The organism is Cupriavidus lacunae, assembly GCF_003353055.1.
Taxonomy (GTDB): domain Bacteria; phylum Pseudomonadota; class Gammaproteobacteria; order Burkholderiales; family Burkholderiaceae; genus Cupriavidus; species Cupriavidus lacunae.
Genome location: NZ_QKWJ01000034.1, coordinates 55,570 through 78,336, shown reverse-complemented (window position 1 = coordinate 78,336; position 22,767 = coordinate 55,570). Strand labels below are relative to the sequence as shown.

At 65.3% G+C, this 22,767-nt stretch carries 21 protein-coding genes; 3 read left to right on the top strand and 18 right to left on the bottom strand.

Annotated features, from left to right (window positions below):
- Nucleotides 1–126: 126 nt before the first annotated feature.
- The gene (scpA, locus tag DN412_RS24045) at nucleotides 127–2,235 is read right to left on the bottom strand and encodes a methylmalonyl-CoA mutase (RefSeq protein WP_115213874.1); all 2,109 of its coding nucleotides are present in this window, start codon (nucleotides 2,233–2,235) and stop codon (nucleotides 127–129) included.
- Between the two features lie 87 nt (nucleotides 2,236–2,322).
- Here scpA and DN412_RS24040 point away from each other — a divergent pair, with 87 nt between their 5' ends.
- On the top strand, nucleotides 2,323–3,372 hold the full coding sequence (locus DN412_RS24040; RefSeq protein WP_115213878.1) for an RNA-guided endonuclease InsQ/TnpB family protein: 1,050 nt from the start codon (nucleotides 2,323–2,325) through the stop codon (nucleotides 3,370–3,372).
- Between the two features lie 12 nt (nucleotides 3,373–3,384).
- Here the strand turns inward: DN412_RS24040 and DN412_RS24035 are convergent, their stop codons facing one another.
- Genes DN412_RS24035 through DN412_RS24000 form a run of 8 tightly spaced genes read right to left on the bottom strand, consistent with a single transcriptional unit; the run spans nucleotide 3,385 to nucleotide 9,999 of the window.
- Nucleotides 3,385–4,221, bottom strand: a complete 837-nt coding sequence (locus DN412_RS24035) for a Pnap_2097 family protein (RefSeq protein ID WP_115213873.1) — start codon at nucleotides 4,219–4,221, stop codon at nucleotides 3,385–3,387.
- A gap of 1 nt (nucleotide 4,222) precedes the next feature.
- Nucleotides 4,223–5,509 carry an MSMEG_0569 family flavin-dependent oxidoreductase gene (locus tag DN412_RS24030; protein WP_115213872.1) on the bottom strand — a complete coding sequence of 429 codons (1,287 nt, stop codon included), beginning with the start codon at nucleotides 5,507–5,509 and terminating at the stop codon, nucleotides 4,223–4,225.
- A 35-nt stretch (nucleotides 5,510–5,544) separates the two neighbouring features.
- Nucleotides 5,545–5,832, bottom strand: coding sequence for an MSMEG_0570 family nitrogen starvation response protein (locus tag DN412_RS24025; RefSeq protein ID WP_115213871.1), 288 nt, complete (start codon nucleotides 5,830–5,832; stop codon nucleotides 5,545–5,547).
- A gap of 8 nt (nucleotides 5,833–5,840) precedes the next feature.
- A complete protein-coding gene (locus DN412_RS24020; protein ID WP_115213870.1) occupies nucleotides 5,841–6,836 on the bottom strand; it encodes a sll0787 family AIR synthase-like protein in 996 nt (331 codons plus the stop codon).
- Complete coding sequence (locus DN412_RS24015) at nucleotides 6,833–7,387, bottom strand: MSMEG_0567/Sll0786 family nitrogen starvation N-acetyltransferase (RefSeq protein WP_115213869.1); 555 nt, start codon at nucleotides 7,385–7,387, stop codon at nucleotides 6,833–6,835. Before DN412_RS24015 ends, DN412_RS24020 begins: the two co-directional genes overlap by 4 nt.
- Entirely contained in the window at nucleotides 7,384–8,487 is a 1,104-nt protein-coding gene (locus DN412_RS24010) for an MSMEG_0568 family radical SAM protein (protein WP_208647648.1), read from the bottom strand. The genes DN412_RS24015 and DN412_RS24010 overlap by 4 nt, the downstream gene beginning before the upstream one ends.
- Nucleotides 8,480–9,496, bottom strand: a complete 1,017-nt coding sequence (locus DN412_RS24005; protein ID WP_115213867.1) for a Nit6803 family nitrilase — start codon at nucleotides 9,494–9,496, stop codon at nucleotides 8,480–8,482. Before DN412_RS24005 ends, DN412_RS24010 begins: the two co-directional genes overlap by 8 nt.
- 20 nt (nucleotides 9,497–9,516) lie before the next feature.
- The gene (locus DN412_RS24000) at nucleotides 9,517–9,999 is read right to left on the bottom strand and encodes an MSMEG_0572/Sll0783 family nitrogen starvation response protein (RefSeq protein WP_115213866.1); all 483 of its coding nucleotides are present in this window, start codon (nucleotides 9,997–9,999) and stop codon (nucleotides 9,517–9,519) included.
- 414 nt (nucleotides 10,000–10,413) lie between these two features.
- Between DN412_RS24000 and DN412_RS23995 the strand changes: the two genes are divergently transcribed.
- On the top strand, nucleotides 10,414–11,805 hold the full coding sequence (locus DN412_RS23995) for an aminotransferase-like domain-containing protein (protein ID WP_115213877.1): 1,392 nt from the start codon (nucleotides 10,414–10,416) through the stop codon (nucleotides 11,803–11,805).
- 320 nt (nucleotides 11,806–12,125) lie between these two features.
- Here the strand turns inward: DN412_RS23995 and DN412_RS23985 are convergent, their stop codons facing one another.
- The 5 genes from DN412_RS23985 to DN412_RS23965 form a co-directional block, all read right to left on the bottom strand.
- Nucleotides 12,126–12,935 carry an NAD-dependent epimerase/dehydratase family protein gene (locus DN412_RS23985; protein ID WP_115213864.1) on the bottom strand — a complete coding sequence of 270 codons (810 nt, stop codon included), beginning with the start codon at nucleotides 12,933–12,935 and terminating at the stop codon, nucleotides 12,126–12,128.
- Nucleotides 12,936–13,040: 105 nt separating this feature from the next.
- Nucleotides 13,041–14,333, bottom strand: coding sequence for an MFS transporter (locus DN412_RS23980; protein ID WP_115213863.1), 1,293 nt, complete (start codon nucleotides 14,331–14,333; stop codon nucleotides 13,041–13,043).
- A gap of 118 nt (nucleotides 14,334–14,451) precedes the next feature.
- Nucleotides 14,452–15,393: an SMP-30/gluconolactonase/LRE family protein gene (locus tag DN412_RS23975; RefSeq protein ID WP_115213862.1), complete on the bottom strand. Its 942-nt coding sequence runs from the start codon at nucleotides 15,391–15,393 to the stop codon at nucleotides 14,452–14,454.
- Between the two features lie 38 nt (nucleotides 15,394–15,431).
- Nucleotides 15,432–16,976: a UxaA family hydrolase gene (locus tag DN412_RS23970; RefSeq protein WP_115213861.1), complete on the bottom strand. Its 1,545-nt coding sequence runs from the start codon at nucleotides 16,974–16,976 to the stop codon at nucleotides 15,432–15,434.
- Between the two features lie 43 nt (nucleotides 16,977–17,019).
- Nucleotides 17,020–18,033 (bottom strand): Bug family tripartite tricarboxylate transporter substrate binding protein, encoded by a 1,014-nt coding sequence (locus DN412_RS23965; protein ID WP_115213860.1) that lies wholly within the window; start codon nucleotides 18,031–18,033, stop codon nucleotides 17,020–17,022.
- A 202-nt stretch (nucleotides 18,034–18,235) separates the two neighbouring features.
- Here DN412_RS23965 and DN412_RS23960 point away from each other — a divergent pair, with 202 nt between their 5' ends.
- Entirely contained in the window at nucleotides 18,236–19,117 is an 882-nt protein-coding gene (locus DN412_RS23960; protein ID WP_115213859.1) for a LysR family transcriptional regulator, read from the top strand.
- Between the two features lie 49 nt (nucleotides 19,118–19,166).
- Here the strand turns inward: DN412_RS23960 and DN412_RS23955 are convergent, their stop codons facing one another.
- The 4 genes from DN412_RS23955 to DN412_RS23940 all read right to left on the bottom strand — a co-directional run bounded on the left by DN412_RS23955 (nucleotide 19,167) and on the right by DN412_RS23940 (nucleotide 22,761).
- Nucleotides 19,167–19,898 (bottom strand): ribonuclease activity regulator RraA, encoded by a 732-nt coding sequence (locus tag DN412_RS23955; RefSeq protein ID WP_115213858.1) that lies wholly within the window; start codon nucleotides 19,896–19,898, stop codon nucleotides 19,167–19,169.
- Between the two features lie 30 nt (nucleotides 19,899–19,928).
- Nucleotides 19,929–20,864, bottom strand: a complete 936-nt coding sequence (locus DN412_RS23950; RefSeq protein WP_115213857.1) for a dihydrodipicolinate synthase family protein — start codon at nucleotides 20,862–20,864, stop codon at nucleotides 19,929–19,931.
- An 80-nt stretch (nucleotides 20,865–20,944) separates the two neighbouring features.
- Nucleotides 20,945–21,730: an SDR family oxidoreductase gene (locus DN412_RS23945; protein ID WP_115213856.1), complete on the bottom strand. Its 786-nt coding sequence runs from the start codon at nucleotides 21,728–21,730 to the stop codon at nucleotides 20,945–20,947.
- An 89-nt stretch (nucleotides 21,731–21,819) separates the two neighbouring features.
- Entirely contained in the window at nucleotides 21,820–22,761 is a 942-nt protein-coding gene (locus tag DN412_RS23940; RefSeq protein WP_115213855.1) for an NAD(P)-dependent oxidoreductase, read from the bottom strand.
- Between the last annotated feature and the right edge of the window lie 6 nt (nucleotides 22,762–22,767).

The window sequence follows — 22,767 nt, the reverse complement described above, 5'->3', positions numbered from 1 at the left end:
GCGCTGGAAATCGCCGGGTGTGGCACTGTCCACACCATGCGGCTCTGGCAGTCATGCTAACCCGCGTTTGATTCCTCGCGGCGGGCCAGCCCTCTTGCCCCCAGGAGAGTCATGCTGACTATTGCCTTAGGCTGCAGCCCCGTCTGCGCGTTGAATTTCGGCTCGGTCCATCCTTGACAACGTGAGCGCAGCCACGATGGTGCTCACCATTGTTTCCATCGGCGTGCCCGGTCCGAAGATCCCCTGCACGCCGCACTGGCGCAGCAAGCGCCTGTGGCCTGCCGGAACAATGCCACCGACAAAGACCGGTACATCCAGCGCGCGCTGCCGCAAGGCGTGTAGCAAGGCCGGCAGCAGCTCCAGGTGCGCGCCGCCCAGCGTGGAGATGCCGATCGTATCGAAGTCGCCATCGCAAGCAGAAGACGCAACTGCCTCGGCGGACTGGAACAGCGGTGACAGTTCGACCACGAACCCGGCATCGGCCAGCCCGGCCGCCACCGCCTTCGCACCGCGATCGTGGCCGTCCTGGCCGAGCTTGGCCACGAGGATCCGGGGCGCGCGGCCGAGCCGCTCGCGCAGCGCACTGACGCACTCGCAGGCCGCCAGCCATTCCGCGCTGCCGGCGCGAGCCGAGCCGTACAGCGCTGCGTCGTAGGACGACCGGACAGTATGGCGCGGCCAGACCTGGAGCAGTGCCCGGGTACATTCCCCCACCGTGGCGCGGCAACGCATGGCATCGATCGCACAGGCGAGCAGGTTGCGCTCGCCCCGCCTGGCCGCCTCGGCCAACGCCGCCAGCGCGTGCCGGGCCGCAGCGTCATCGCGGCGGCCGCGCAGCGCGACGAGGCGGCGTGCCTGTTGCACGCGCACCTGGGTACCATCGATCTCCAGACATTGCTGGCCGTCGTCGTCGGGTTCGCGGTAGCGGTTGACGCCCACCACCACTTCCTCGTTGGCATCGAACCGTGCTTGTGTCCGCAGCGCATTCTGGTGGATGCGCCGCTGCACCCAGCCGGATTCGAGGGCCGCAACGATGCCACCCTGGGCCTCGATGTGCGCCAGCACCGCGCGAACCTCCGTCACCATGCGGCCGGTCAGCGACTCGATCAGGTAGGAGCCCGCCCATGGGTCCGCCACCTCGCACAGGCCAAATTCATGCTGGAGGATCAGTTGCGTATCGCGAGCCACCCGCGAGGCCTGCGCGCCCGGCAATGCCAGCGCCTCGTCAAAGCCGTTGGTATGCAGCGACTGCGTACCGCCGAAGATCGCCGCCATTGCCTCGATCGTGGTGCGAGCGATATTGTTGAGCGGCTGCTGGGCGGCGAGGGTCCAGCCCGAAGTCTGGCAATGCATGCGCATGGCGGTGGCGCGCGCGCTGGTGCCACCCAGTTCGCACACGATGCCGTGCCACAGGAGCCGCGCGGCGCGCAGCTTGGCGATCTCGACGAAGAATGGCTTGCCGACGCCGAAGAAGAAGCTTAGTCCGCCGCAGAACGCGTCGACATCAAGGCCGCGCTCGCGCAGCAGGCCGACATAGGTCCTGGCATTGGCCAGTGTCAGCGCCAGTTCCAGCACCGGATCGGCGCCCGCTTCCTGGAAGTGATAGCCCGAGATCGACATGCCGTTGAACTTCGGCGCATGCGCGGCCAGCCATTCGACCACGTCGGTGGCGATGCGCAGCGACGGCTGCGGCGCATGGATCCAGGTGTGCCGGACCATGAACTCCTTGAGGATGTCGTTCTGGATGGTGCCGCGCAGTTGTTCGAACGGGACGCCCGATTCCTCGGCCGCGACAAGGAACGCTGCCAGCACGGGGAGCACCGCACCACTCATGGTCATCGATACCGACACGCGGTCCAGCGCAATGCCTTCGAACAGGCGCCGCATATCTTCGACCGAGTCGATGGCCACGCCGGCCATGCCGACATCGGCCTGCGCCTGAGGGTCGTCGGAATCGTAGCCGCGATGGGTCGGCAGGTCGAAGGCCACCGACAAGCCCTGCGCGCCCTGCTTCAGGGCCTCGCGATAGGCGAGGTTCGACGTTGCGGCGTCGCCGTATCCCCCGTACTGGCGGATGGTCCATGGCCTGCCGCGGTACATGCTGGGATAGGGGCCGCGAACGAACGGGGCCTCGCCGGGCATGCCGTCCAGGTGGCCAAGGCCGGTCAGATCGTCGGGCCCGTAGACCGGCTTTAGCTGCAGGGCGCCTGCCGGGTCGTCCAGTTTCGCGTTCATCAGACTTGCTCCAAGAAGCCTCGCCCTTCAGGGCGGGGTGTGAAAGGAGTGCCGCCGGCAGCAAGCAACCCCAATAGAATGACCGGCATGCTTCTCGTCTATCGCTACCGGGTGAAGTCGCTGAACGGCCTGCTCAATCAGCAGAGGCGCGCGGTGAACTACGTCTGGAGCTTCTGCAACGACACGCAGAAGCACGCACTCAAGTGGGGCAAGAAATGGCCCACAGGTTTCGTTCTGAACGTGCTGACGACCGGCAGCAGCAGGGAGCTTGGCATCCATTCGGGTACCGTCAACGCGGTTTGCGAGCAGTACGCCAAGTCGCGTAGCCAGCACCGCCGGCCGTACCTGCGCTATCGCGGCCGCAGGTCCCTCGGCTGGGTGCCGCTCAAGGGGCGAGATCTCAAGCGTTCTGGCCATGCGTTCCGCTTTGCCGGCAATACGTTTCGCGTTTTCAACTCCCGCCCCCTTCCCGAAGGCAAGATCAAGGACCGCACGAATTTCTCCCGCGACGCGCGAGGCAACTGGTTCCTGAACATCGTGATTGAAGTTGCCGACACCCAGGCCCGCTCCCCGGCGCGCGGCGTCGGCATCGACCTGGGCTTGAAGGAACTTGCAACGCTCTCCACGGGCGAGAAGGTCGAGAATCCGCGTCACCTTGGCCAACTCGAGCAAGCCCTTGCCAAGGCGCAGCGTGCGCGCAAGCGGCGGCAGGCCACGAACCTCCACGCGCGCATCGCCAATGCGCGGCGCGACTTCCTGCACAAGCTCTCGCATCGCATCGTGCGGGACTTCGACTATATCGCGGTGGGTAATGTGAACGCCGCCGGCCTCGCCAGGACCAGCATGGCGAAGTCCGTCCTCGATGCGGGCTGGTCGTCCTTCCGTACAATGCTCGCGTACAAGGCGATTGCGCATGGCGCGTGGTATGAGGAAGTCGACGAACGCTTCACCACCCAGGTCTGCTCTTCGTGCGACGCGATGCCGCCGGAGAGGCCGAAAGGTATCGCAGACCTTGGAATAAGGCAGTGGGTATGCAGTGAATGCGGTGCTGTACATGATCGCGATGTGAACGCTGCGCTGAATATCCTTGCCCGAACGGGACATCGATCGCCTGCAGAGGGAATCCCTTCTCTTTAGGGAGGGGAGATGTCAACGTTGCCTCCAGCGTTTCTGCGTGACCACATCGGCGATCTTCTCGCCGTCGCGGCTGCGCCGGATCTCGCACCAGTGCGTCAATCCCGCCTCGTCCTCGCGCAGCGCGGAAAAGGTCAGCTCCAGCGACTCGCCGACATTGACGTTGCCATGGAAGAACAGGTCCCGCGCGAACACCGTGGGCGGATCAGCGTCGCGGCGCCATTGCCATTCCGCCCGATCGACCATGGCCTGGAAGCTGGCGAAATACAGCAGGTCGGCGCCGTTGAAGTCGTCGCAGGGACACGGCAGGTACTCGGCGGCGTGGCAGACGCGATGCCGGGCCTGATCGAGCCCGAGATGCGTGCCCCAATCCCCGCTGCGAAAACGCCGTGCCAGCAGCGACAGCTCCGCCGCCTGCGCCGACGGGCCGGCGCCGGCCCACTGCGCGGCCACGGTCGGCATGGTGCGCACGACCGAGCGGTTGTCCCGCTCCCGCGTGCGGCGGATGAAGGTGGACAGCATCGTCACGCTGGCGCGGCGGTCCTCCTGCATGTCGACGGCATGTTCGCTGAGGTGCTTCACGCCACCCGCTGGCACGATGCGCGAGCCGATGCTGAACTCGGCGTGCTCGCCGATCGTTTGCGGCGCGGCGTCGCGCACGCGGATCGCGGTGAACGCCGCATACACCGGATTGCCCTCGGCATCCCGGAAGTCGGGCACCGCCAGGCCGACGCCGGCTGCCAGCAGGCGCCAGTGCAGGTCGCCGCAGGTCTTCAGCAGCCAGTTTTCTGAGAGGCCGGTGTATGCCAACTGGGGCATGCCGGCGACATGGCGCGAGACGACGGCTTCCATGTCAGGCGGCCAGCGCGGTGTCGCCCCGGCCTGCGGCGATCAGGGCGGCCAGGTATTCGGCGTCGCGCGCAATGCCGGAGAATCGCCCCGATCCCCACGTGTGCAGCCAGGGCAGCCCGAGGAAATAGAGCCCGGCATGGGTGGTCACTCCGCGTTCGTGGCCCGGATAACCGCGGCCGTTGAACACCGGCACTTCGAGCCAGCTGAAATCCGGTCGGAAGCCGATGCACCAGATAATCGAACCAATGCCGGCCGCCTGGGGATCGAGCCCGGTGCGCTCGGCCGGCGGCGTCCACACGGGCGCATAGACGGTCGGTGGCGGCGCCTCGATGCCTCGCTCCGCGATGAACTTGTCGATGCTCGCGTTGATGCGATTGTAAGTCGCATCGGCATCGTCCAGGTTGCGACGCAGGTCCGGCGCAAATCGCAGTTGGCCGTCGAGGTAGTCGTCGAGCACGCCGTATAGCTCCATGCCCTCGGTGGCAAACCTGCGCAGGTCGATATCGCGCCCGCCGTCGCGGCCGGTGACATAGTGATTGGTGTTGTCGCGAACACCCTCGCGCAGCGGGTGCTCGGTGACCGGCAGATCGTAGTACTTCATGTCCGCAAGCCAGTCCACGACGTCCCGCCCGCGATAGAAGCGCGCGCAACGCGGCGCCTCGCCGACGGCCAGATACACCTTGCGCCCGGCCAGGTGCAGGTCTTCGGCAATCTGCGCGCCCGACTGGCCGGAGCCGACCACGAGCACCGCACCCTCGGGCAGCGACTCGGGATTCCGGTACTCAGACGATTGCAGCTGCCGGATCGACGCCGGCAGGCGCTCGGCCATGCGCGGCACGATCGGCGTGTGATAGCCGCCCGAGGCCACCACCACCTGGTCCGCGGTGAATGCACCCTGGCTCGTCACCACGGAAAATCCCCCCTGCGCGCGCGCCTTCACTTGCCGCACCTCGGTGTGCTCGAGCACCGGCGCGCCGACCGTCCGGATAAAGCCATCGAGATAGGCCGTGATCTCGTCCTTCTTCATGAAGCCATGCGGATCGTCACCCTGGTAAGGGTAGCCCGGCAGCGCGCATTGCCAGTTCGGCGTCACCAGGCAGAACGCATCCCAGCGTTGCGTGCGCCAGGTGTGCGTGATGGTGTGCTTCTCGATGAGCAGATGGTCGATGCCGGCCTGTTTCAGTAAGTAGCTCATCGATAGTCCGGCCTGGCCGCCGCCGACAATGATGACGCTGTAGTGCCTGGGCTCTGCGGCGTGGCCCGGATTGGTGTTGATGACGTGGGACATGTTGGATCCTTTGAGGCGAGGAATTTGAAGAACGGCTAGCTGCCAAAGCCGAGAAACCGGACGGTGGCGCCGTCCTGGCCCCGGAACCGCTGCGCGGCGATTTCCAGGATGCGGAGCTGGTCCATCGCGGACGAGCAGGCGTAGCCATACCGGGCACGCACCCGCTCGGATGCGGCGCCCAGCGCGGTACGCGCGCGCTCCACGAACTCGTCCAGCGGATACGCCGTCCCGGCGATAAAATGCTCCGTGACGATGGAGGATGGGGAATAGCAGGCCATCTCGGTCTGGTCAGGCCAGCGGATGCGGAAATGGGTAACCGGCATGGCAGTTCTCAGGTTGGCGAATCGATCGGCGTGGCCAGGCGCGTCGGCAGGATGAACCCCGCCTCGCGGAAGTCCCACAACGTGGCCCGTTCGCCGGCGTACGTGAGCGTGGCGACACGGGAATCATCAATGACGCCGATCTGGGCGCAGGCAATGCCGCGATCGAGGAAGCGGCGTTCGACCGCCTGCGCATCGCTGTCATCGACAGCCAGCAGGAAGCCATAGCTGGGGAACGCCGTCAGCCATCGCTCGATCGGCACGCCATCGGGCCGGGGAATTCGCTCCAGCGCGATACTGGCGCCCACCCCGGAGCATTCGAGCAGCATCAGCGCGGTGCCCAGCGCACCCGCCATGCTGATGTCCTTGGCTGCGGCGCAAAGGCCGTCTTCGGCCAGCACGGGCAAGAGCTCGAGATCCGCGCGCAGTCGTTCGCCCGGTGCGCCAGTCGAGGCGTTCCAGAAGGGGTACGGCTCCGCGAACGCGCCGCGCAGGTCCACCGCCATCAACAGGCGCTGGCCGGGACGCGCGGCGAAACTCGACAGCAGCTTGCGCGCACGGCCGAGGATGGCCACGGCAAGCTGGCTTTGCTCGCTGCGTGCGTTGCTGTGACCGCCGACGATCGGCACGCCATAGGCGGCCGACGCCGCGGCCATGCCCTTGAGCACCTCGGCGGCGTCGGCGGCGCCATGGCTCCATAGCGCATCGACCACGGCCGTCGGCCTGCCGCCCATCGCATAGATATCGCTGACGTTCACCATGACCGCGCTGTAGCCGGCGAACCACGGCATCGTGCGGATGAAATCGCTGACCAGTCCTTCGATGGCGAACAGCAGGTAGCCGTCGCCATCCCGCCATGCCGCGCAGTCGTCGCCGACGTCCACGGCCATGGCCGCGCTGCGTCCGGCGGCCGCGGCGCCGAGCGGCGACAGCATCGCTGGGATATCGGTCTTATGCGCAAAACCGCGGCTGCTGCGCAAGGTGCGTACCAGATCGCAGAGGTTCATCGCACGGCCCTGCCTTCGATGATCAGTCCCGCATGCGGGGTATGGCAAGGCGGGTAATGGTTCAGGTCTGCCTGCATCAGGTGGTGAGGCCGCCCGAGCAGTGTCTCCTCTGCCAGGACGTGCCAATGCAAGCGCCTGAACAAGGGCACGTTCTGGCTCTGCACGTGCGCGAGGAAGCGCCGGCAGCCGATCGCGTGGGCGCTGTTCACCGCCAGGCGGATCAGCGTCGCACCGATCTTGCCCTGGCTGCGGTATGCCGCATCCACCGCAAGCCGCGAGCCGAACCACACGCCCGGCTCGCTTTCGTGGATGCGCACGGTGCCGACCACGGTCCCGGGATGCTCCGGCAACTCGGGCTCGCAGCACACCGCCACCAGCAGTTGCGCCACATCGTCCACCGCGTCCCGGTCGTCGCCCGCGAAGATCCCCTGCTCCTCGCAGAACACGGCCTGGCGCAGGCGATAGGCCTGCTCCGCCTCCCAGGCCTGCTCCGCCCAGCGGATCCGGAACATCGGGATGCCTCGCACCTCGACGCAGAGATCGTTTTTCATGAAGTCGCTCCGTCGGTCGCCAGTGCCGCCTCGCGCTCGTAGGTAGCCAGCGACGAGCACGCGCCGCACTTGCCGCAACCCGCCTTGATATCGGACGAGCGCATGCCGGCGGCGCTCAGCATGGCGCCGAGCGGCTGCAAGATCGACTGCATGAAGGCCGGCGAAGGAGCCGGGTGGTCCTCCAGCGGCGTGCCGGAGATCGGCACGAAAGGCACCACGAACGGATACACGCCGAGTTCGATCAGCGCGCGCGAGATCGACAGGATGGCTTCCGCGGTGTCGCCGAGTCCCGCGAGGATGTATGTGCTGACCTGCCCCCTGCCGAACACGGCAACGGCAGCCTTGAAGGCTTCCATGTAGCGGCTCAGCGGCACCGACGCTTTGCCGGGCATGATGCGCTCGCGCACCGCCGGCGTGACGACCTCGAGGTGCATGCCGAGCGTGTCGATGCCGGCGGCCTTCATGCGCTCAAACCAGCGGTCGTCGTCGGGCGGCTCGCATTGCGCCTGGATCGGCAGGTCGACCGCGGCCTTGATGGCGAAGGCGCTCTCGCAAAGAACAGCCGCGCCCCGGTCCGGCGTCGGCGGCGTGCCGGTGGTCAGCACCATATGCCTGACGCCATCTAGCAGCACCGCGGCGCGCGCCACTTCGGCCAGTTGCTCGGGCGTCTTGCGCGCCACCGTACGGCCTGCCGCCAGCGACTGGCCGATCGAGCAGAACTTGCAGGTCTTCTTGCGGCTCTCATACCGGATGCAGGTCTGCAGGACGGTCGTGGCCAGCACGTCGGCGCCATGCAGCGTGGCGATATGCGAGTACGGAATGCCCTCCAGGGTCTGCAGCGCATAGAAACGCGGCGCCTTCGGAAAGCTGATGCTGGCAATCGGGATGGTTCCGCGCATGAGTGCGCTGCGCCCCGTTCCGTCGGGGGCCTGCGCCACGAACGGCGAGTGCCACGCGGTGCTGGTATGCACCGGCACCATGATGGTCACGCCGTCGATAGTGACCGCCTTGTGGTCGGACGGACCCGCCCCGCCGCGCCGGCTCGCCGCGCCGGCATTTGGGTCTTGCAGGCGCAGTCCGACGGACTGCAACTCAGTCATCAATTGCCGGCTCGAAGCCGGCACGGTCGCGCTGGATGTCATCGCGGATGCTCCCATGGAAGTTGGAGAAGGCGCCTGCCATCGGCACTGCCGTCACCGCCGGCCGCTCATTGATGGCCAGGCTTAGCAGTTCCGGGCGCGCGTAGTGGCCCACCGAATCCATCATTCGCTTGCGCTTGGTGATGAGCGACATATCGAGGTCGGCGATGACCATGCCCTCGCCCTCGCGCAGCGGCGGCGCCAGGTGCTGCCCCTCCGGCGAGATGATTGCGGTGTTGCAGCCGCCGCGCAGCGCCTTCTGCAGCGCGGGATCCGCAGTCACGGAGGCAATCTGCTCTTCGGTCAGCCAGCCGGTGGCGTTGACGACGAAGCAGCCGGATTCCAGCGCGTGATGCCGGATCGTGACTTCGATCTGCTCGGCAAAGATCGGCCCGACCAGCGAGCCCGGGAACTGGCTGCAGTGGATTTCCTCGTGCTGGGTCATCAGCGCATAGCGGGCCAGCGGGTTGTAGTGCTCCCAGCACGCCAGCGCGCCGACGCGGCCGATCGCGGTGTCCGCGACCTTCAGGCCGGCCGCATCGCCCTGCCCCCAGATCATCCGTTCGTGGAAAGTGGGCGTGATCTTGCGGCGCTTCACCGCGAGGTTGCCCTCGGTGTCGAAGATAAGCTGCGTGTTGTACAGGCTGCCGTGGTCGCGCTCGTTCACGCCGAGCACCACGACCATGCCGTGCCGGCGTGCGCGCCCGGCGACGGCATCGGTGACCGGGCCGGGCACCACCACGGCCTGCTCGTACAGCCGCATGTGGTCGCTGCCGGAGTGCACCGGCGGCCGTACGAAGGAGAAGTACGGGTAGTACGGCACGAAAGTCTCCGGGAAGACGATCAACTGCACGCCTTTCCCGGCGGCCTCGTCGATCGCGTCGCAGACCTTGGCCAGCGTGCCTTCGCCGCTCTCGAGGTCGGGCGCGATCTGGACCGCGGCCGCGCGCACAATGCGTTTCTGTGACATGGTGGCACCTGCCCTTTTGCTCAGACCGTCCAGGTGTCGATGATCAGCGCGTTCTCCTTGCGATGCAGCAGCTTGAGGTCGAGCACATCGAGCGGATTGATCGGGCGGATGCCCTCGATCAGCGAAGCCTCGCCATGGCCGTACAGGGCCTGCAGGGCGAAGCGGCAGGCGTAGACCTTGCCGCCCTCCTCCATGAACTTGGTGAGCTGCTTGTTGAAGTTCATATGGCCGGGGAATGCCTCGTCGCCAAGCGTCGGGAAGCCGCGCTGAACGCCAAGGTTGACGCCGGGGCCGTACAGCAGGATCGAAGTCTCAAAGCCCTTGCGCAGCAGGCGCGTGGCCTGCAGCATGTTGACGAAGCCGATCGAGCCTTCGAAGGCGACGGTGTGGAAGGTCACCAGCGCCTTCTCACCAGCTTCTGCCTTTACGTCCTCGAATACCTTCTCTTCATAGTCGACCAGGAAATCGCCCTTCTTGTGGGCCGGTTTGGTGACAGCAGGCATGCTTCTCTCCGTTGCGTTGATGGGGCAGTGTGGTCGATCGATCCCATGTCGATCGACCGTCCGGCGCCAGGCCGAACGCACCAACATCCGCAACCGATGTGCCACGCAATGCCCGCAGTCATGCGATCAATCTCCAATCAAGTCGAAGCCGACCAAATGATCGGCCCAATGATCGCAACGGCGTCGACTACGGATGCCACCAGAGGCGCACAGTGCACGCCATGACGGCTGCGCCACAATGCACGTTTTTGAACGGAAACAAGCCGCCTGGTGCGCACGGGTGGTGCATCTGCGCAGATATCGCACCATCATTGAGAACCTCAGATGCAATCACTTGAGCGGCTTGGCGAGCGATCATTCGGGTGCTACCCTCAGGGCACTGAATGCCATCGCATCGCGCAGCGGGAGACCACGGTGTCCAACCTGACCAGCCATTGGGTAAAACGTATCGCCGGCAGTGCCAAGCCGGCCTATCTACTGATTCCGGACCTGATCGAGGAGGCACTGGCCGACGGCCAGCTGCGCGCGCGCGACCGGCTGCCGCCGCTGCGCGACCTGGCCGAAGCGCTGCAACTGAACTACACCACCGTGGCGCGCGGCTACAGCGAAGCGAGGAAGCGGGGATTAATCGACACCAAGACAGGAAGCGGCACTTACGTGCGCGGACGTGCGCCTGCGATGCCGCTGCGCGGCGGCACGGGTGCGGAGATGACCATGAACATGCCGCCGGAGCCGCCCGCGATGACAGCGCGGCTTCGCGCCGCCATGGCGCAACTGCTGGAGGCTGCCGATCCCTACACGCTGCTGCGCTACCAGGACTTCGGCGGAACCCCGGCCGATCGCTCGGTCGCCGCGAAATGGCTGCGCCGCTGGGTGCCGGCATGCAGCGCGGATACCGTGCTGGTCACGCCCGGCATCCACAGCGCGCTGGTCGCACTGCTGTCGCAGCTCGCGCGCCCGGCGCAGACCATCTGTGCCGACACGCTGGCCTACCCCGGCATCAAGGCCATCGCAGCGCAGCTCAATATCCAGCTACAGGCGCTGCCCGGCGACGAAGATGGCCCGTTCGCCCACGCCTTCGAAGCCATGTGCAAGGCACAGAAGCCAGCGGCGCTCTATTGCAACCCGACCATCCAGAACCCGAGCACGCGCACCATGCCGCAGGCACGCCGCGAGCAGCTCGCCGAAGTCGCGCTGCGCTACAGCGTGCCGATCATCGAGGACGATGCCTACGGCATGCTGCCGCTGCGGGCACCACAGACGTTTGCCGCGCTCGCCCCGGAACTCACGTATTACGTCACCGGCTTGTCCAAATGCCTGGGCGCCGGGCTGCGGATCGCATTCCTGCACGCCCCCACGGCCCGGCAGGCGCAGCGCCTGGCTGGCACCCTGCGGGCAACTACGGTGATGGCGAGCCCCATCAACACCCTGCTCGCCACCGCATGGATCCAGGACGGAATGGTGGACGACATGCTTAAGGCCATCCGCGCCGAAAGCGCGGCGCGGCAGCTGATTGCGCGCCATGTGCTCGAGGGCCTGGCCTATGACGCGGACCCGGAGGGCTTTCACCTGTGGCTGCCGATCCCGGCGGCTTCAGCGTGGAGCCCGTCGGAACTGGCGCTGCACCTGCGCTCGCGCGGCATCGGCGCGGTGTCGGCCGCCGCCTTCTCGACCGACGGCAACCCGCCCGATGCAATTCGTGTCTGCCTGGGCGGCCCGGGCGAGCGTGATGAGATCGAGGAGTCGCTGCGGATCATCGCGGAGACGCTCGACAATCCGCATCACTTGCATTCCGCGATGCTGTAGTCGGACACACGGTCCTTGCCGCCGGCGGGCACGAAACGCCGCTGCCGCATCCATTTAGTGACGACCCATTTCTCGCCGGCCCGCACTGGCGCCCCCCGCGTGCAGTGTCCTGCCGTCGAGTTGGCCGTCCGCTGCCGTGGCTGGTGCTTTTCATTGGCGTCGGCGCAGAGCAGGGCGCCCTGATAGCACCCGGGCTTCAGCGTGGGTTCGGTCGCGATGCCGGGGATAAAGCCGCAGGTCGCGACGATCGTGCGTGAGCGAGAACTACACTGCGGCAGCGGGCGGGATGAGCTTGACTCCCGCCCCATCATCAACGGGGCTCAATCGATATCCTCAAGCCGTCCCGAAAATTCGACAAGACAACCAAAACCGCCATGGAACAGAGCTTCGCGCTCATCCTCGTGGACACCGGATTCCAGGACGCTATCTCCGTATCGCTCCGCATCATCCTCGGGTACATAGCCAAGAAAGCGTACGTTGGCGTTGTCCCAACGATTTCTGGCATTGGCGGACACGCCATATGCGATCAGGAAGTGGTACTTCGGCGCATCGATCGCCCGGCGCGTCAACTGCACCATGTCTCGATGACTGATCCATGAGAAAAGGTGGCGTTCCACAGTGGGCTGGTCGTCTGGACGGAATGACCCGATACGCAGACACGCCACTGACAGGCCATACTTGTCAGCATAGAGACGGCCAAGCGCTTCGCCAAAGACTTTGGACAGGCCATAGCGGCTGTCCGGTCGCGGCATGACTTCGTTGTCGATCATCCGGTCACGGCGATGAAAGCCAACAGCATGATTCGAGCTGGCAAAAATCACGCGTTTGACGCCAGCCATGCGGGCCGCCTCGAACACGTTGTAGCAGCCTTCAATGTTCAGGCGGCGAATACGGTCCCATGTGTCCTCATCGGGAATGCCGGCCAGGTGAACGACACAATCGATTCCCTGCATGGCTTGTGCAAGCTGTTCGATGTCAGTGATATCAGCCGTCACGACTTCCTCGCCGGCAGCAGCAGGCGCCTGGGATGCGACATCGGCAAGCCGTATCAGCTCGTAATGCCCTTGCAACCCTTTGCGCAGCGCACGGCCGATGTGACCGGCAGCGCCAGTAATCAAAATCCGCTTCATGTACTTATCCTAAATAGTGTGTGGTCGGCCTGCTTGCGCAAGCCGACACCTCTGACGAGAAGAATGGACCGCCGCCATCCTTGCTGAGGCAGCGGTGAACGCAAGCTATGCAGCGGACCTGCTCACCGCCGGTTGGCTCTGTGTGGCCTGGCCATTGATCACGAACACCATGGCCAGTACGCCCACCAGGTCAATGGTTGCGCCAAGCGCGAAGGCGCTGCCGTAGCCGCCGAAGTACTGAACCGCGAAGCCGGTTACGGTCGGGCCGATGATGCCGGAGATATTGCCCATGAGGTGCACAAAGCCACTGACGCCGCCCAGATGCTTGCCCGGAACGAGTTCGTGCATCAGGGCCCAGCAAGACTGCGAGGCGGCGGTCAGGAACAGCACTGCAGCCGCGACCAGAGCCACTGCCGTCGCTGTCTGAGTAGCGAAACTCACTACGAGCATGGCGACTGCGGACAAGGCAAGCGGCACGACCGCAGAGAGCTTGCGTGCATTCAGTGGATTCTTCATGCGCTTGTAGATGAAATCGCCAACGAGGCCGCCACCGAAATAGCCGATTGCGCCGCACGCCCAGGGAATCGTGCTCAGCATGCTCATCTGTTTCAGGTCGAGGTGCAGGGCATTGGTGAAATAGCTCGGCAGCCACGATACGAAAATGAACAGTGTGTAGTTCACGGCAAACAAGCCGGTGCCCAGCGCCAGTACACTGGGCTTGAACAGATGCTCGCGCAGCGTCGTCCCGCGGTCGCCGTCATCGGCTGGGTGCGCGGCACTGCGGCTCTCTTCGATCAGACGCAATTCGTCCGCGCCCACTCGGCGGTTCTGTACCGGGCTATCGGTAACGAAAAAACGCCAGAACACGATCCAGATCAAGCCAATCAGCGCAATCACGACAAAGGAAATACGCCACCCGAAAGCGATTGCCACCAGTCCCACAATCGGGCCGGCGATGGCACTGCCCAGTGTTTGCCCCGAGAAGGAAAATCCGATCATCCGGCCAGTTTCACTGCGCGGGAACCAATTGGTAATGGTCCGGTTGGTGGTCGAATTCATCGGCCCTTCCCCGAAACCAAATAACGCACGCGTCAGCAGCAGGCTCGTGAAGCCGGTCACGCTGGCGGTGAGTCCACACACCAGTGACCAGCCGCCCATCGCCCAGGAAAAGACGCGCTTGGGCCCATAGCGGTCGGCAAGATGTCCGCCGACAAAAGCAAAGATGGAGTAGCCAAAAAAGAAGCTGCTAAAAACAATGCCGAGCTCCGACGGGGAAATGTCCAGCTCTTTGCTAATAATCGGGGCAACGACACCCAGCGCTGCGCGATCCATGTAGTTGATCATGCCGGCCGAGAATAGTAAGCCGGCCACTACATATCGATACTTTCCAGACATCATTGCCTCCAAAAACCTATACTATTTATAAGCACAATTACAAACGTTAATTGCAAATTAAATGACTGAGCTCTCCGAGCAGCCAAACAGGAAGAAAAAGTGAGTACGGCAAGACTGAGATTCAGCCGCCGACGGCGCCTTGCGTGTTCACATACAAGGCATAGATCGACTGGGAAGAAGCCATAAAGAGGCGATTGCGCATTGGTCCGCCAAAACAGAGATTGGCACAGCGTTCCGGAAGTGCGATGCGACCGATCAGTTTTCCCTCGGGCGACACGCACATGACGCCGTCAAGATCGTCGCTGCCCATGCCCCAGCCACACCAGAGGTTTCCGTGAATATCGCAGCGCATACCGTCGAGGGTTCCTGCGCCCGCATCAAGCAGGATTCTTCCGTTGGCGATACGCGTGCCACTGTCGACAACGTCATAGGCCCAGATCTTGCGCCCCGGCGTTCCGCGCGACTCGATGACGTACAAGATGCGCTCGTCGGCCGAGAAACACAAGCCGTTAGGCCCCTTCAGTTCCGTTGTCATGACGGTCGGCGAGCCCGAGCCGGCGTCGATCCGGTAGACCGAATGCGGCAGTTCCGGGGTCGCTGCGCGACCTTCGTAATTGCCCTGGATTCCCATGGGCGGATCGGTGAACCAGATGGAGCCGTCGGATTTGACGACGACGTCGTTGGGCGAATTGAGGCGCTTCCCCTCAAAGCTGTCGACCAGCACCGTGAGGCCGCCGTCATATTCGGTGCGCACAACGCGGCGCCCGCCGTGCTCGCACGTGATCAACCGCCCTTGCCGGTCCCGTGTGTTGCCATTGGCGTAGCCAGACGGTTGCCGGTACACGCTGACCGCGCCAGTCTCCTCTTCCCACTTCATCATCCGGTTATTCGGAATGTCGCTCCACAACAAAAAGCGGCCATCGCCGAACCACACTGGCCCTTCCGCCCAGCGGAATCCAGTTGCGATCTGCTCCACGGCGGCGTAGGCGATCCGGTATTTCTCGAACTCCGGATCCAGAACCTGGATGCGAGGATCGGGGTATCGTGCACTTGGTTGCCACATGACGTACTTTCCTTCTGGCTGTTCCCGTATACCGGAAATCAGCTCATGATGCCGATATGCCAAGGCACGAATTCGTTGTCCCCGAGCCCAAGCAGTTCGCTCTTCGACGCTTTGCCCGAAGCGGTACGCAGCATCAACTGGAAGATCTCTTCGCCGACCTGCTCAATGGTTTTCTCGCCGTCGAGAATCGTGCCGCAATTCAGGTCCATGTCTTCCTCCAGCCGGCGATACATCGGCGAATTGGTGGCCAGCTTGAGGCTGGGGACAGGCTTGGCGCCGAACATCGAGCCGCGTCCGGTGGTGAAGGCGATCAGGTTGGCGCCGCCGGCGATCTGGCCGGTGGCCGAAACCGGGTCGTAGCCCGGCGTGTCCATGAATACCAGCCCGTGCTGCGTGACCGGCTCGGCGTAACGGTACACGTCCATCAGCGGACCGGTGCCGCCTTTCATCGACGAGCCCAGTGACTTTTCGAAGATGTTGGCCAGGCCGCCCATCTGGTTGCCCGGGCTGACGGCGCCGTTGATCTGCACATCACGTCCGACGGAATAGTCCTCCTTCCACCAGCGCACGCGTTCCAGCAGCTTTTCGCCGACGGCGCGGCTGGCGGCACGGCGCGTCAGCGTGTGCTCCACCCCGTAGATTTCCGGCGTCTCCGACAGGATGGCGGTGCCGCCGTGGCGCACCAGCAGATCCACGGCCGCGCCCAGCGCCGGATTGGCGGTGATGGACGAGAACCCGTCCGAGCCGCCGCACTGCAGGCCCACCATCAGGTGGCTGGCCGGCACCGGACGGCGCTCCACGCGATTGACCTGCGGTAGCAATTCCATGACCGCGGCAATGCCGGCCTCAATGGTCTTGCGCGTGCCGCCGCTTTCCTGCATGACGAAGGTACGCAGCATGGGGCCAGGTTCCAGAGACTGCGTGTCGAGCAGGCCGTTGAGCTGGTTGCGTTCGCAGCCCAGCCCCACGATCAGCGCGGCGCCCAGGTTGGCGTGGCGCGCATAGCCGGCCATGGTCCGGCGCAGCAGATCCATCGGCTCGCCGGTCATCTCCATGCCGCAGCCCAGCGAGTGACTGAACGCCACCACGCCATCGACGTTGGGGAAGTCTGCCAGCCGCTCCGGCGTGAACCACTCCGCGATCTTGCGTACGACGGTGGCCGAGCAATTCACCGTGGAGAGGATGCCGAGATAGTTGCGAGTGCCCACCCGGCCGTCGGCGCGCACGATACCGTCGAAGCTCGCCTGCCGGCCGGCTTCGACCGGGACCACGGACTGGTAGTCGCGGCCGAAGGCGTAGTCCCGCTCGTACTCCTGGAAGCTGACGTTGTGCGAATGCACGTAGCTGCCCGGCTGGATATCGGCCGCGGCAAAGCCGATGCAGACGTTGTACTTCAGGATCGGCTCACCGGCCTTGATAAAGCGGGCGGCGATCTTGTGGCCGGCGAGCACCTGGCTGCGCACGCCCCAGGTCTCCCCCGGCACTTGCGCGCCGATGGCCACGTTCATACGGGCTACCAACACGTTGTCCGCAGGATGCAGGCGGATGCAAGGTCCGATGATGCTCTTCTTCTGGGTTTCCATACGGTTTCCTGGATTGCGGAATCGGATAAAGGTCAGGCGCCGCTCACTCGGGCTGGATGCCGGCGCTCTTCACCACGCTGGCCCACTTCGGGACTTCCGTGGCCATGAACTTGCCAAACTGTTCGGGGCTCGTGCCGAGGGTAGTGAGGCCCTGCTCGGCGAACTTGGCGCGCAGCCCCGGATCCTTCAGGGCTACGCTGACCTCGTCGCTGATCTTGCTGGCAATAGCCTTTGGCGTCTTGGCAGGCACGAACAGGCCATACCATGTCAGCACCTCGAAGCGGTTCAGCCCCGCCTCCGACAGCGTCGGCACCTGCGGCAGCGCCTGGGCGCGCGCGAGACTGGACACCGCGATTGCCTTGAGCTTGCCGCTCTTGATGAACGGCGCAGCCACCGGCACGTTGGCAAACATCACCGGCACTGTGCCTGCCATCACGTCGGTCAGCGCCGCCGACTCACCCTTGTAAGGCACGTGCGTCAGGCTGATGCCGCTCATCGAGTCGAACAGCGCACCGGCAATGTGCTGCGGGCCGCCAGGGCCCGACGAGGCATAGCTGCTCAGCTTGCCGGCGCGCGCGAGCGCGATCACGTCCTGCGCCGTACTGGCCGGCACCGACGGATGCACCACCATCACCAGCGGCATCGACACCACTTGCGTCACCGGCATGAAGTCTTTTAGCGGATCGAAGGGCAGCTTTGCATACATGCTCGGCGCGATGACCATGGTCGACTGCGACGCCAGCATGGTCGAATAGCCGTCGGCGGCCGACTGGGCCAGGTTGGCCGCCGCAATGGTGCCGGTGGCGCCGGGCCGGTTATCGACGATCACAGTCTGGCCCGTTTGCCTGGTGAGCTGGGTGCCAAGCTGGCGGGCCACGATGTCGGCGCCGCCGCCAGGGGCGAAACCCACCACGATGCGGATAGTCTTGGCCGGATAGGCGTCGGCCGCGCCTGAAGGCGAGGCGCAGAGTGTCGCGACGATACCGGCAATCGCTGCGCAAAGCACAATGCGGCGGCGCTCGTCGTTGCGCCGGCGGGGAAAGGGAATGGTGGGCATGGCTGTCTCCTGGTTGTTATGTCCTGTTTTCAGCACTGGCCCATCGCGGCTCTTTTTCCACGGATGGCCCGATGCTCCTGTTATCGACTCAGGCCGCGTCGTCCCCTGGGGATTCCTGATTTGATTTGAGACAAATTTTAGGAACTGGCAGAATGCAAAAACAGCATTGACCGCCTTGTTCAATCAATAGAATTTTTTTGTTATGGACACCCGCTACCTGCAGAGCTTCGTCGCCGTGGTCGAGTACGGTTCCTTCGCGGAAGCTGCGCGTCGCCTGGGCCTCACGGCAGCCGCGATTGCGGCGCGGGTCCAGGCGCCGGAGGACGCGCTGGATACTCCGCTGGTTCAGCGCGCGGGCCGCACGGTGCTGCCGACCCAGGGTGGCTTGCGGATCCTGCCCAAGGCGCGCGCGGTGGTGCGCGACGTGCGCGACCTGAGCGCGGTGGCGCATGACGACACCCTGGTGGGAGAACTGCGGCTTGGCGTGTCGACTTCCTCGTTGACCGGCCTGTTGCCGCCGATACTGGAAGGGCTCTACACGGCGCATCCGCAGCTGAAGATTTTCGTGGAGCCAGGCGCATCTTCACACCTGTACCGGCGCATCGTCTCGGGTGAGCTGGACGCTGGCATCATTGTGGCACCGCAGTTCACGATTCCCAAGGCATTCGCCTGGCAAGTGCTGGTTGAAGAGCCGTTCATCGTGCTGGCATCGCAGGCCATGGCCGGCCGCGGCGCGCATGACCTGCTCGCCAGCGAGCCTTTCATTCGCTATGACCGCGGCGTGTGGGGGGGCATGGTGGCAGACCGCTACTTGCAGGAGCACAACATCATGCCGCAGGAACGATTGGAGATCGATGCGCTCAATGCCATCGCCACCATGGTCCACCAGGGCATCGGCGTCTCGCTGGTGCCAGACTGGACGCCGCCGTGGCCCGAGGGCCTGAAGGTGGCGCGGATCCCGCTGCCCGGGCGGGCGCCGGTGCGCAAGGTGGGATTCCTGTGGTCGCCACACGGAGCGCACGCCGCACTGTCGCAGGCATTCCTGGCGTTCGGCATGGCCTCGCGACGTGCACGGGGAAGCTGACCGCGCGGCCGCCGCAATGACGGCGCGCGCGCGTGGGCGCCCGGAGCGTTTAGCGGTCCGCGCCTTCGCCTTCCGTCCAGGCCTTGTACCGCGCCTTGTTCTCATCGTTGGGCGGATACAAGCCGGGCAACGGCATGCCGCGCTCCACTTCCTGCATGATCCAGCCCTCCAGGCGCTCCTGTTCCACTGACGCAGCAATCACTTCGTCAAGCATGGCGGCGGGAATCAGCACCGCGCCGTCCTGGTCCACCACGATGACATCGTTGGGGAACACCGCAACGCCGCCGCAGTCGATGGGCTCCTGCCAGCCGACGAAGGTGAGACCGGCGACCGAAGCTGGTGCCGCTGCGCCCTGGCACCACACCGGCAATCCCGTACCCAGGACCCCAGCCACATCGCGCACCACACCGTCGGTCACCAGCCCGGCCACGCCGCGCTTGCGCAGGCGCGCGCACAGGATATCGCCGAAGATGCCTGCATCGGTCACACCCAGCGCGCCCACCACCGCGATGCAGCCGGCCGGCATGTCCTCGATGGCCGCACGCGTGGAAATCGGCGAGCCCCAGGAGGCCGGCGTCGCCAGGTCTTCGCGAGCGGGCACGAAGCGCAAGGTAAAAGCGCGGCCGACCAGGCGCGGCTGACCGGGTGACAGCGGCCGCGTGCCGCGCAGCCAGACGTTGCGCAGGCCATGCTTGAGCAGCACGGTGGTGAGGGTTGCGGTCGTCACGCCTTGCAGAGCCTTGATCACACTTTCGTCGAGGGGAAGCGATGTGGTCGCCATGATGTTTCCTTATTGAACTTGATTTGGGGTTTAATCTGCCAGTGCCGCGCGCGGGTCATGCTTTGCCAGACGCCGCAGCAGGTGCTCCACTTCGTGCCGGGCCGTCGCCGACATGGCCGCCGCTGGCTTGCGCTGCGCCGCGCAGGTGAGGAGCCCACGGCGCATCATCACGTACTTGCGCACGGCCAGGCCGGCGCCGGGCTGCTGCTCATAGCGCAGCAGCGGCAGGTGGGCATCGAAGAGATCGTGCGCGGCCTCGCGCTCACCCTGGGCTGACAAGCGCACCACGTCGCAGAGCATATCGGGGAAGCAGTAGCCGGTATTGGCGCCATCGGCGCCGCGCTCCATTTCGTAGTCAAGGAACAGCCCGTTATTCCCACAAAGGATGGAGATGTGCCGCATTGAGCCGTCCTTCTCGAAGGCGCGCAGGGCGGAGATCTTTTCCAGGCCGGGCCAGTCTTCGTGCTTGAGCATGACGCACGAGGGCAACTCGCCGACGATGCGGTGGATCACGCCAGGCGTCATCTGCACCGAGAACGTCAGCGGATAGTCCTGCAGCACGAACGGCACGTCGGCGCCGATCGCGTCTACCGCCTGCCGGTAGTAACCGACGATCTGGTCGTCGGTGCGCAGCGTGTTGGGCGGCGCGATCATGACGCCGGCCGCACCCAGGTCCATCACCTCGCGCGTCAGCGCGCGCATGCTGGCGAAACCCGGCGCCGAGACCCCGACCACCACCGGCAGCCTGCCCGCGCGCCGGATCATGCGCGCGGCCACGTCGATCGACTCGGCGTGCTCGAGCTTGGGCGCTTCGCCGAGTTGGCCGAGCACGGTCACGCCGGTCGCGCCGCAGCCGAGATAGAAGTCCATCAAACGATCGATCGAACTCACGTCGATCGATCCGTCGTCCAGGAATGGCGTGGGCGCGATGGGGAAGACACCCTTGGCGTAAGCGGTCAATAGCATCTTTGTCTCTCCGGCGATAGCAGGTGATGGGGCGGGTTCGGTCTTGCCGAGGCGCGGGCGGCAGTTCCTGCGCCTCGGCCTCAGATACTCTGGATAAGGCCACCGTCGATGCGAATGGTGGAGCCGGTGATATAGCCGGCGCGGTCGCTGGCCAGGAATGCCACCGCATCGGCATATTCCTCCGGGCGGCCGTAGCGGCCCACCGCAATGGCGGCGGTGCTTTCGGCCGACACCTCCTCCACCGGGCGCTGCTCTCGGCCGGCCTTGGCTTCATCCAGGAAGCGGATGCGGTCGGTGGCGATGCGCCCTGGCAGCACGATATTGACCGTCACGCCGTCTCGGCCAACTTCACGCGCCAGGGTCTTGGACCAGCCCACCAGCGACAGGCGCAGCGCATTGGAAATGCCCAGGTTCGGAATCGGCGCGACCACGCCGGACGAGGTACTGGTGACGATGCGCCCCCACTGCCTGGCCCGCATGCCGGGCAGCACCCGGTCGGTGATCGCGATCACCGACAGCACCATGCTTTCGAAGTGCTTGCGCCACAGTGCCGTCTCCTGGCCAAACGCAGTCGTGGGCGGCGGGCCACCGGTATTGTTGACCAGGATATCGACCTGGCCAAACTGGGCCTCGATGGCGGCGACATGGGTCTCGATCGACGCCAGGTCCGCCAGATCCCAGGTGCGCGCAAGCGCCGTGCCGCCCTTCGCGGCGATCGTGGCCGCGGTGCGGCTTGCCGCTTCCTCATTGACATCGGCGACCACGACCTTCACACCCTCCGCCGCCAGCGCCAGCGCGATGGCGCTGCCCAGGCCGCCGCCGCCGCCCAGCACCAGTCCTACCTTGCCTTCGATTCCTAATTGCATGAATACCTCGCTTGAATAACTTGAAACGCCTGGATTGACGAATTACGTTTGTCGCGCACTCGATTGAGCTGCCGGGCCAGGGCCGGTCCTCACGCCACCGCCACCGGGGTCAGCGCCGCTCGCCCTGCCAGCACGGCTTGCACGTTATCCAGCATCAGCCGCAGCATCACCGCGCGCGTTTCCCGGGTGGCCGTACCCGCGTGCGGAGACAGCAACACGTTGGGCAGCGCGGTCAGCGGCGAATCGGCCAGCGGCTCGGACTCGAACACATCGAGCGCCGCGCCCCGGATCGTGCCGGCTTGCAGGGCCTCGCATAGTGCCGCCTCGTCAACCACGCTGCCGCGTGCCAGGTTGAGCAAGTAGCCGTCCGGCCCCAGCGCAGCCAGTAACGCGGCATCGACCAGGTGGCGATTCTGTTCGGTCGCACGGCAGGTGAGGATCAGGATGTCGACCGACTCAGCCAGCGCGATGGGGCTCTCGCAATAGCGGTATGGCAAGCTTGCGCGCTGCGTGCCGCTATAGGCCAGTTCCACGCCGAAGGGCATCAGCCGCTGCGCAATGCCCATGCCGATCCGGCCGAGCCCGACGATGCCGACGCGCTTGCCGGCCAGGCTGGTGGTGAGCGGGAAGTCGTCCTCGCGCCAGGCGCCGCCGCGCACATGGCGGTCGGCGGCGGGAATCCGACGCAGCAGCGCCAGCAACAGGCCGATGCCGAGTTCGCAGACGGCCGCGTCCAGCACCCCGGGCGTGTTGGTGACCACGATGCCGCGCCTGGCGGCATGGGCGACGGGGATGCCGTCGTAGCCCACGCCGGAAGTCGCAATCACCCGCAACGCAGGCAGGCGGTCAATCACCGCCGCGGGCACCTGGAAATTGCTGCGCGTGACGATAGCGCGCACCGCGCTGCGCAAGGCGCCGTCAGCCGCAATCTCGGCCTCGGAGACGCAGCGGAATGCGGCGTCGATCGCGTCTTGCTGCGCAGCTTCGAAGACGCCGATGCGCAGCACGGGCTCACGTGTATCGCTTATCATGTCCAC

Coding starts and splice junctions, on each gene's coding strand:
- scpA (WP_115213874.1), bottom strand. CDS start 2,235: ATGAACGCGAAACTGGACGACCCGGCAGGCGCCCTGCAGCTAAAGCCG.
- DN412_RS24040 (WP_115213878.1), top strand. CDS start 2,323: ATGCTTCTCGTCTATCGCTACCGGGTGAAGTCGCTGAACGGCCTGCTC.
- DN412_RS24035 (WP_115213873.1), bottom strand. CDS start 4,221: ATGGAAGCCGTCGTCTCGCGCCATGTCGCCGGCATGCCCCAGTTGGCA.
- DN412_RS24030 (WP_115213872.1), bottom strand. CDS start 5,509: ATGTCCCACGTCATCAACACCAATCCGGGCCACGCCGCAGAGCCCAGG.
- DN412_RS24025 (WP_115213871.1), bottom strand. CDS start 5,832: ATGCCGGTTACCCATTTCCGCATCCGCTGGCCTGACCAGACCGAGATG.
- DN412_RS24020 (WP_115213870.1), bottom strand. CDS start 6,836: ATGAACCTCTGCGATCTGGTACGCACCTTGCGCAGCAGCCGCGGTTTT.
- DN412_RS24015 (WP_115213869.1), bottom strand. CDS start 7,387: ATGAAAAACGATCTCTGCGTCGAGGTGCGAGGCATCCCGATGTTCCGG.
- DN412_RS24010 (WP_208647648.1), bottom strand. CDS start 8,487: ATGACTGAGTTGCAGTCCGTCGGACTGCGCCTGCAAGACCCAAATGCC.
- DN412_RS24005 (WP_115213867.1), bottom strand. CDS start 9,496: ATGTCACAGAAACGCATTGTGCGCGCGGCCGCGGTCCAGATCGCGCCC.
- DN412_RS24000 (WP_115213866.1), bottom strand. CDS start 9,999: ATGCCTGCTGTCACCAAACCGGCCCACAAGAAGGGCGATTTCCTGGTC.
- DN412_RS23985 (WP_115213864.1), bottom strand. CDS start 12,935: ATGAAGCGGATTTTGATTACTGGCGCTGCCGGTCACATCGGCCGTGCG.
- DN412_RS23980 (WP_115213863.1), bottom strand. CDS start 14,333: ATGATGTCTGGAAAGTATCGATATGTAGTGGCCGGCTTACTATTCTCG.
- DN412_RS23975 (WP_115213862.1), bottom strand. CDS start 15,393: ATGTGGCAACCAAGTGCACGATACCCCGATCCTCGCATCCAGGTTCTG.
- DN412_RS23970 (WP_115213861.1), bottom strand. CDS start 16,976: ATGGAAACCCAGAAGAAGAGCATCATCGGACCTTGCATCCGCCTGCAT.
- DN412_RS23965 (WP_115213860.1), bottom strand. CDS start 18,033: ATGCCCACCATTCCCTTTCCCCGCCGGCGCAACGACGAGCGCCGCCGC.
- DN412_RS23960 (WP_115213859.1), top strand. CDS start 18,236: ATGGACACCCGCTACCTGCAGAGCTTCGTCGCCGTGGTCGAGTACGGT.
- DN412_RS23955 (WP_115213858.1), bottom strand. CDS start 19,898: ATGGCGACCACATCGCTTCCCCTCGACGAAAGTGTGATCAAGGCTCTG.
- DN412_RS23950 (WP_115213857.1), bottom strand. CDS start 20,864: ATGCTATTGACCGCTTACGCCAAGGGTGTCTTCCCCATCGCGCCCACG.
- DN412_RS23945 (WP_115213856.1), bottom strand. CDS start 21,730: ATGCAATTAGGAATCGAAGGCAAGGTAGGACTGGTGCTGGGCGGCGGC.
- DN412_RS23940 (WP_115213855.1), bottom strand. CDS start 22,761: ATGATAAGCGATACACGTGAGCCCGTGCTGCGCATCGGCGTCTTCGAA.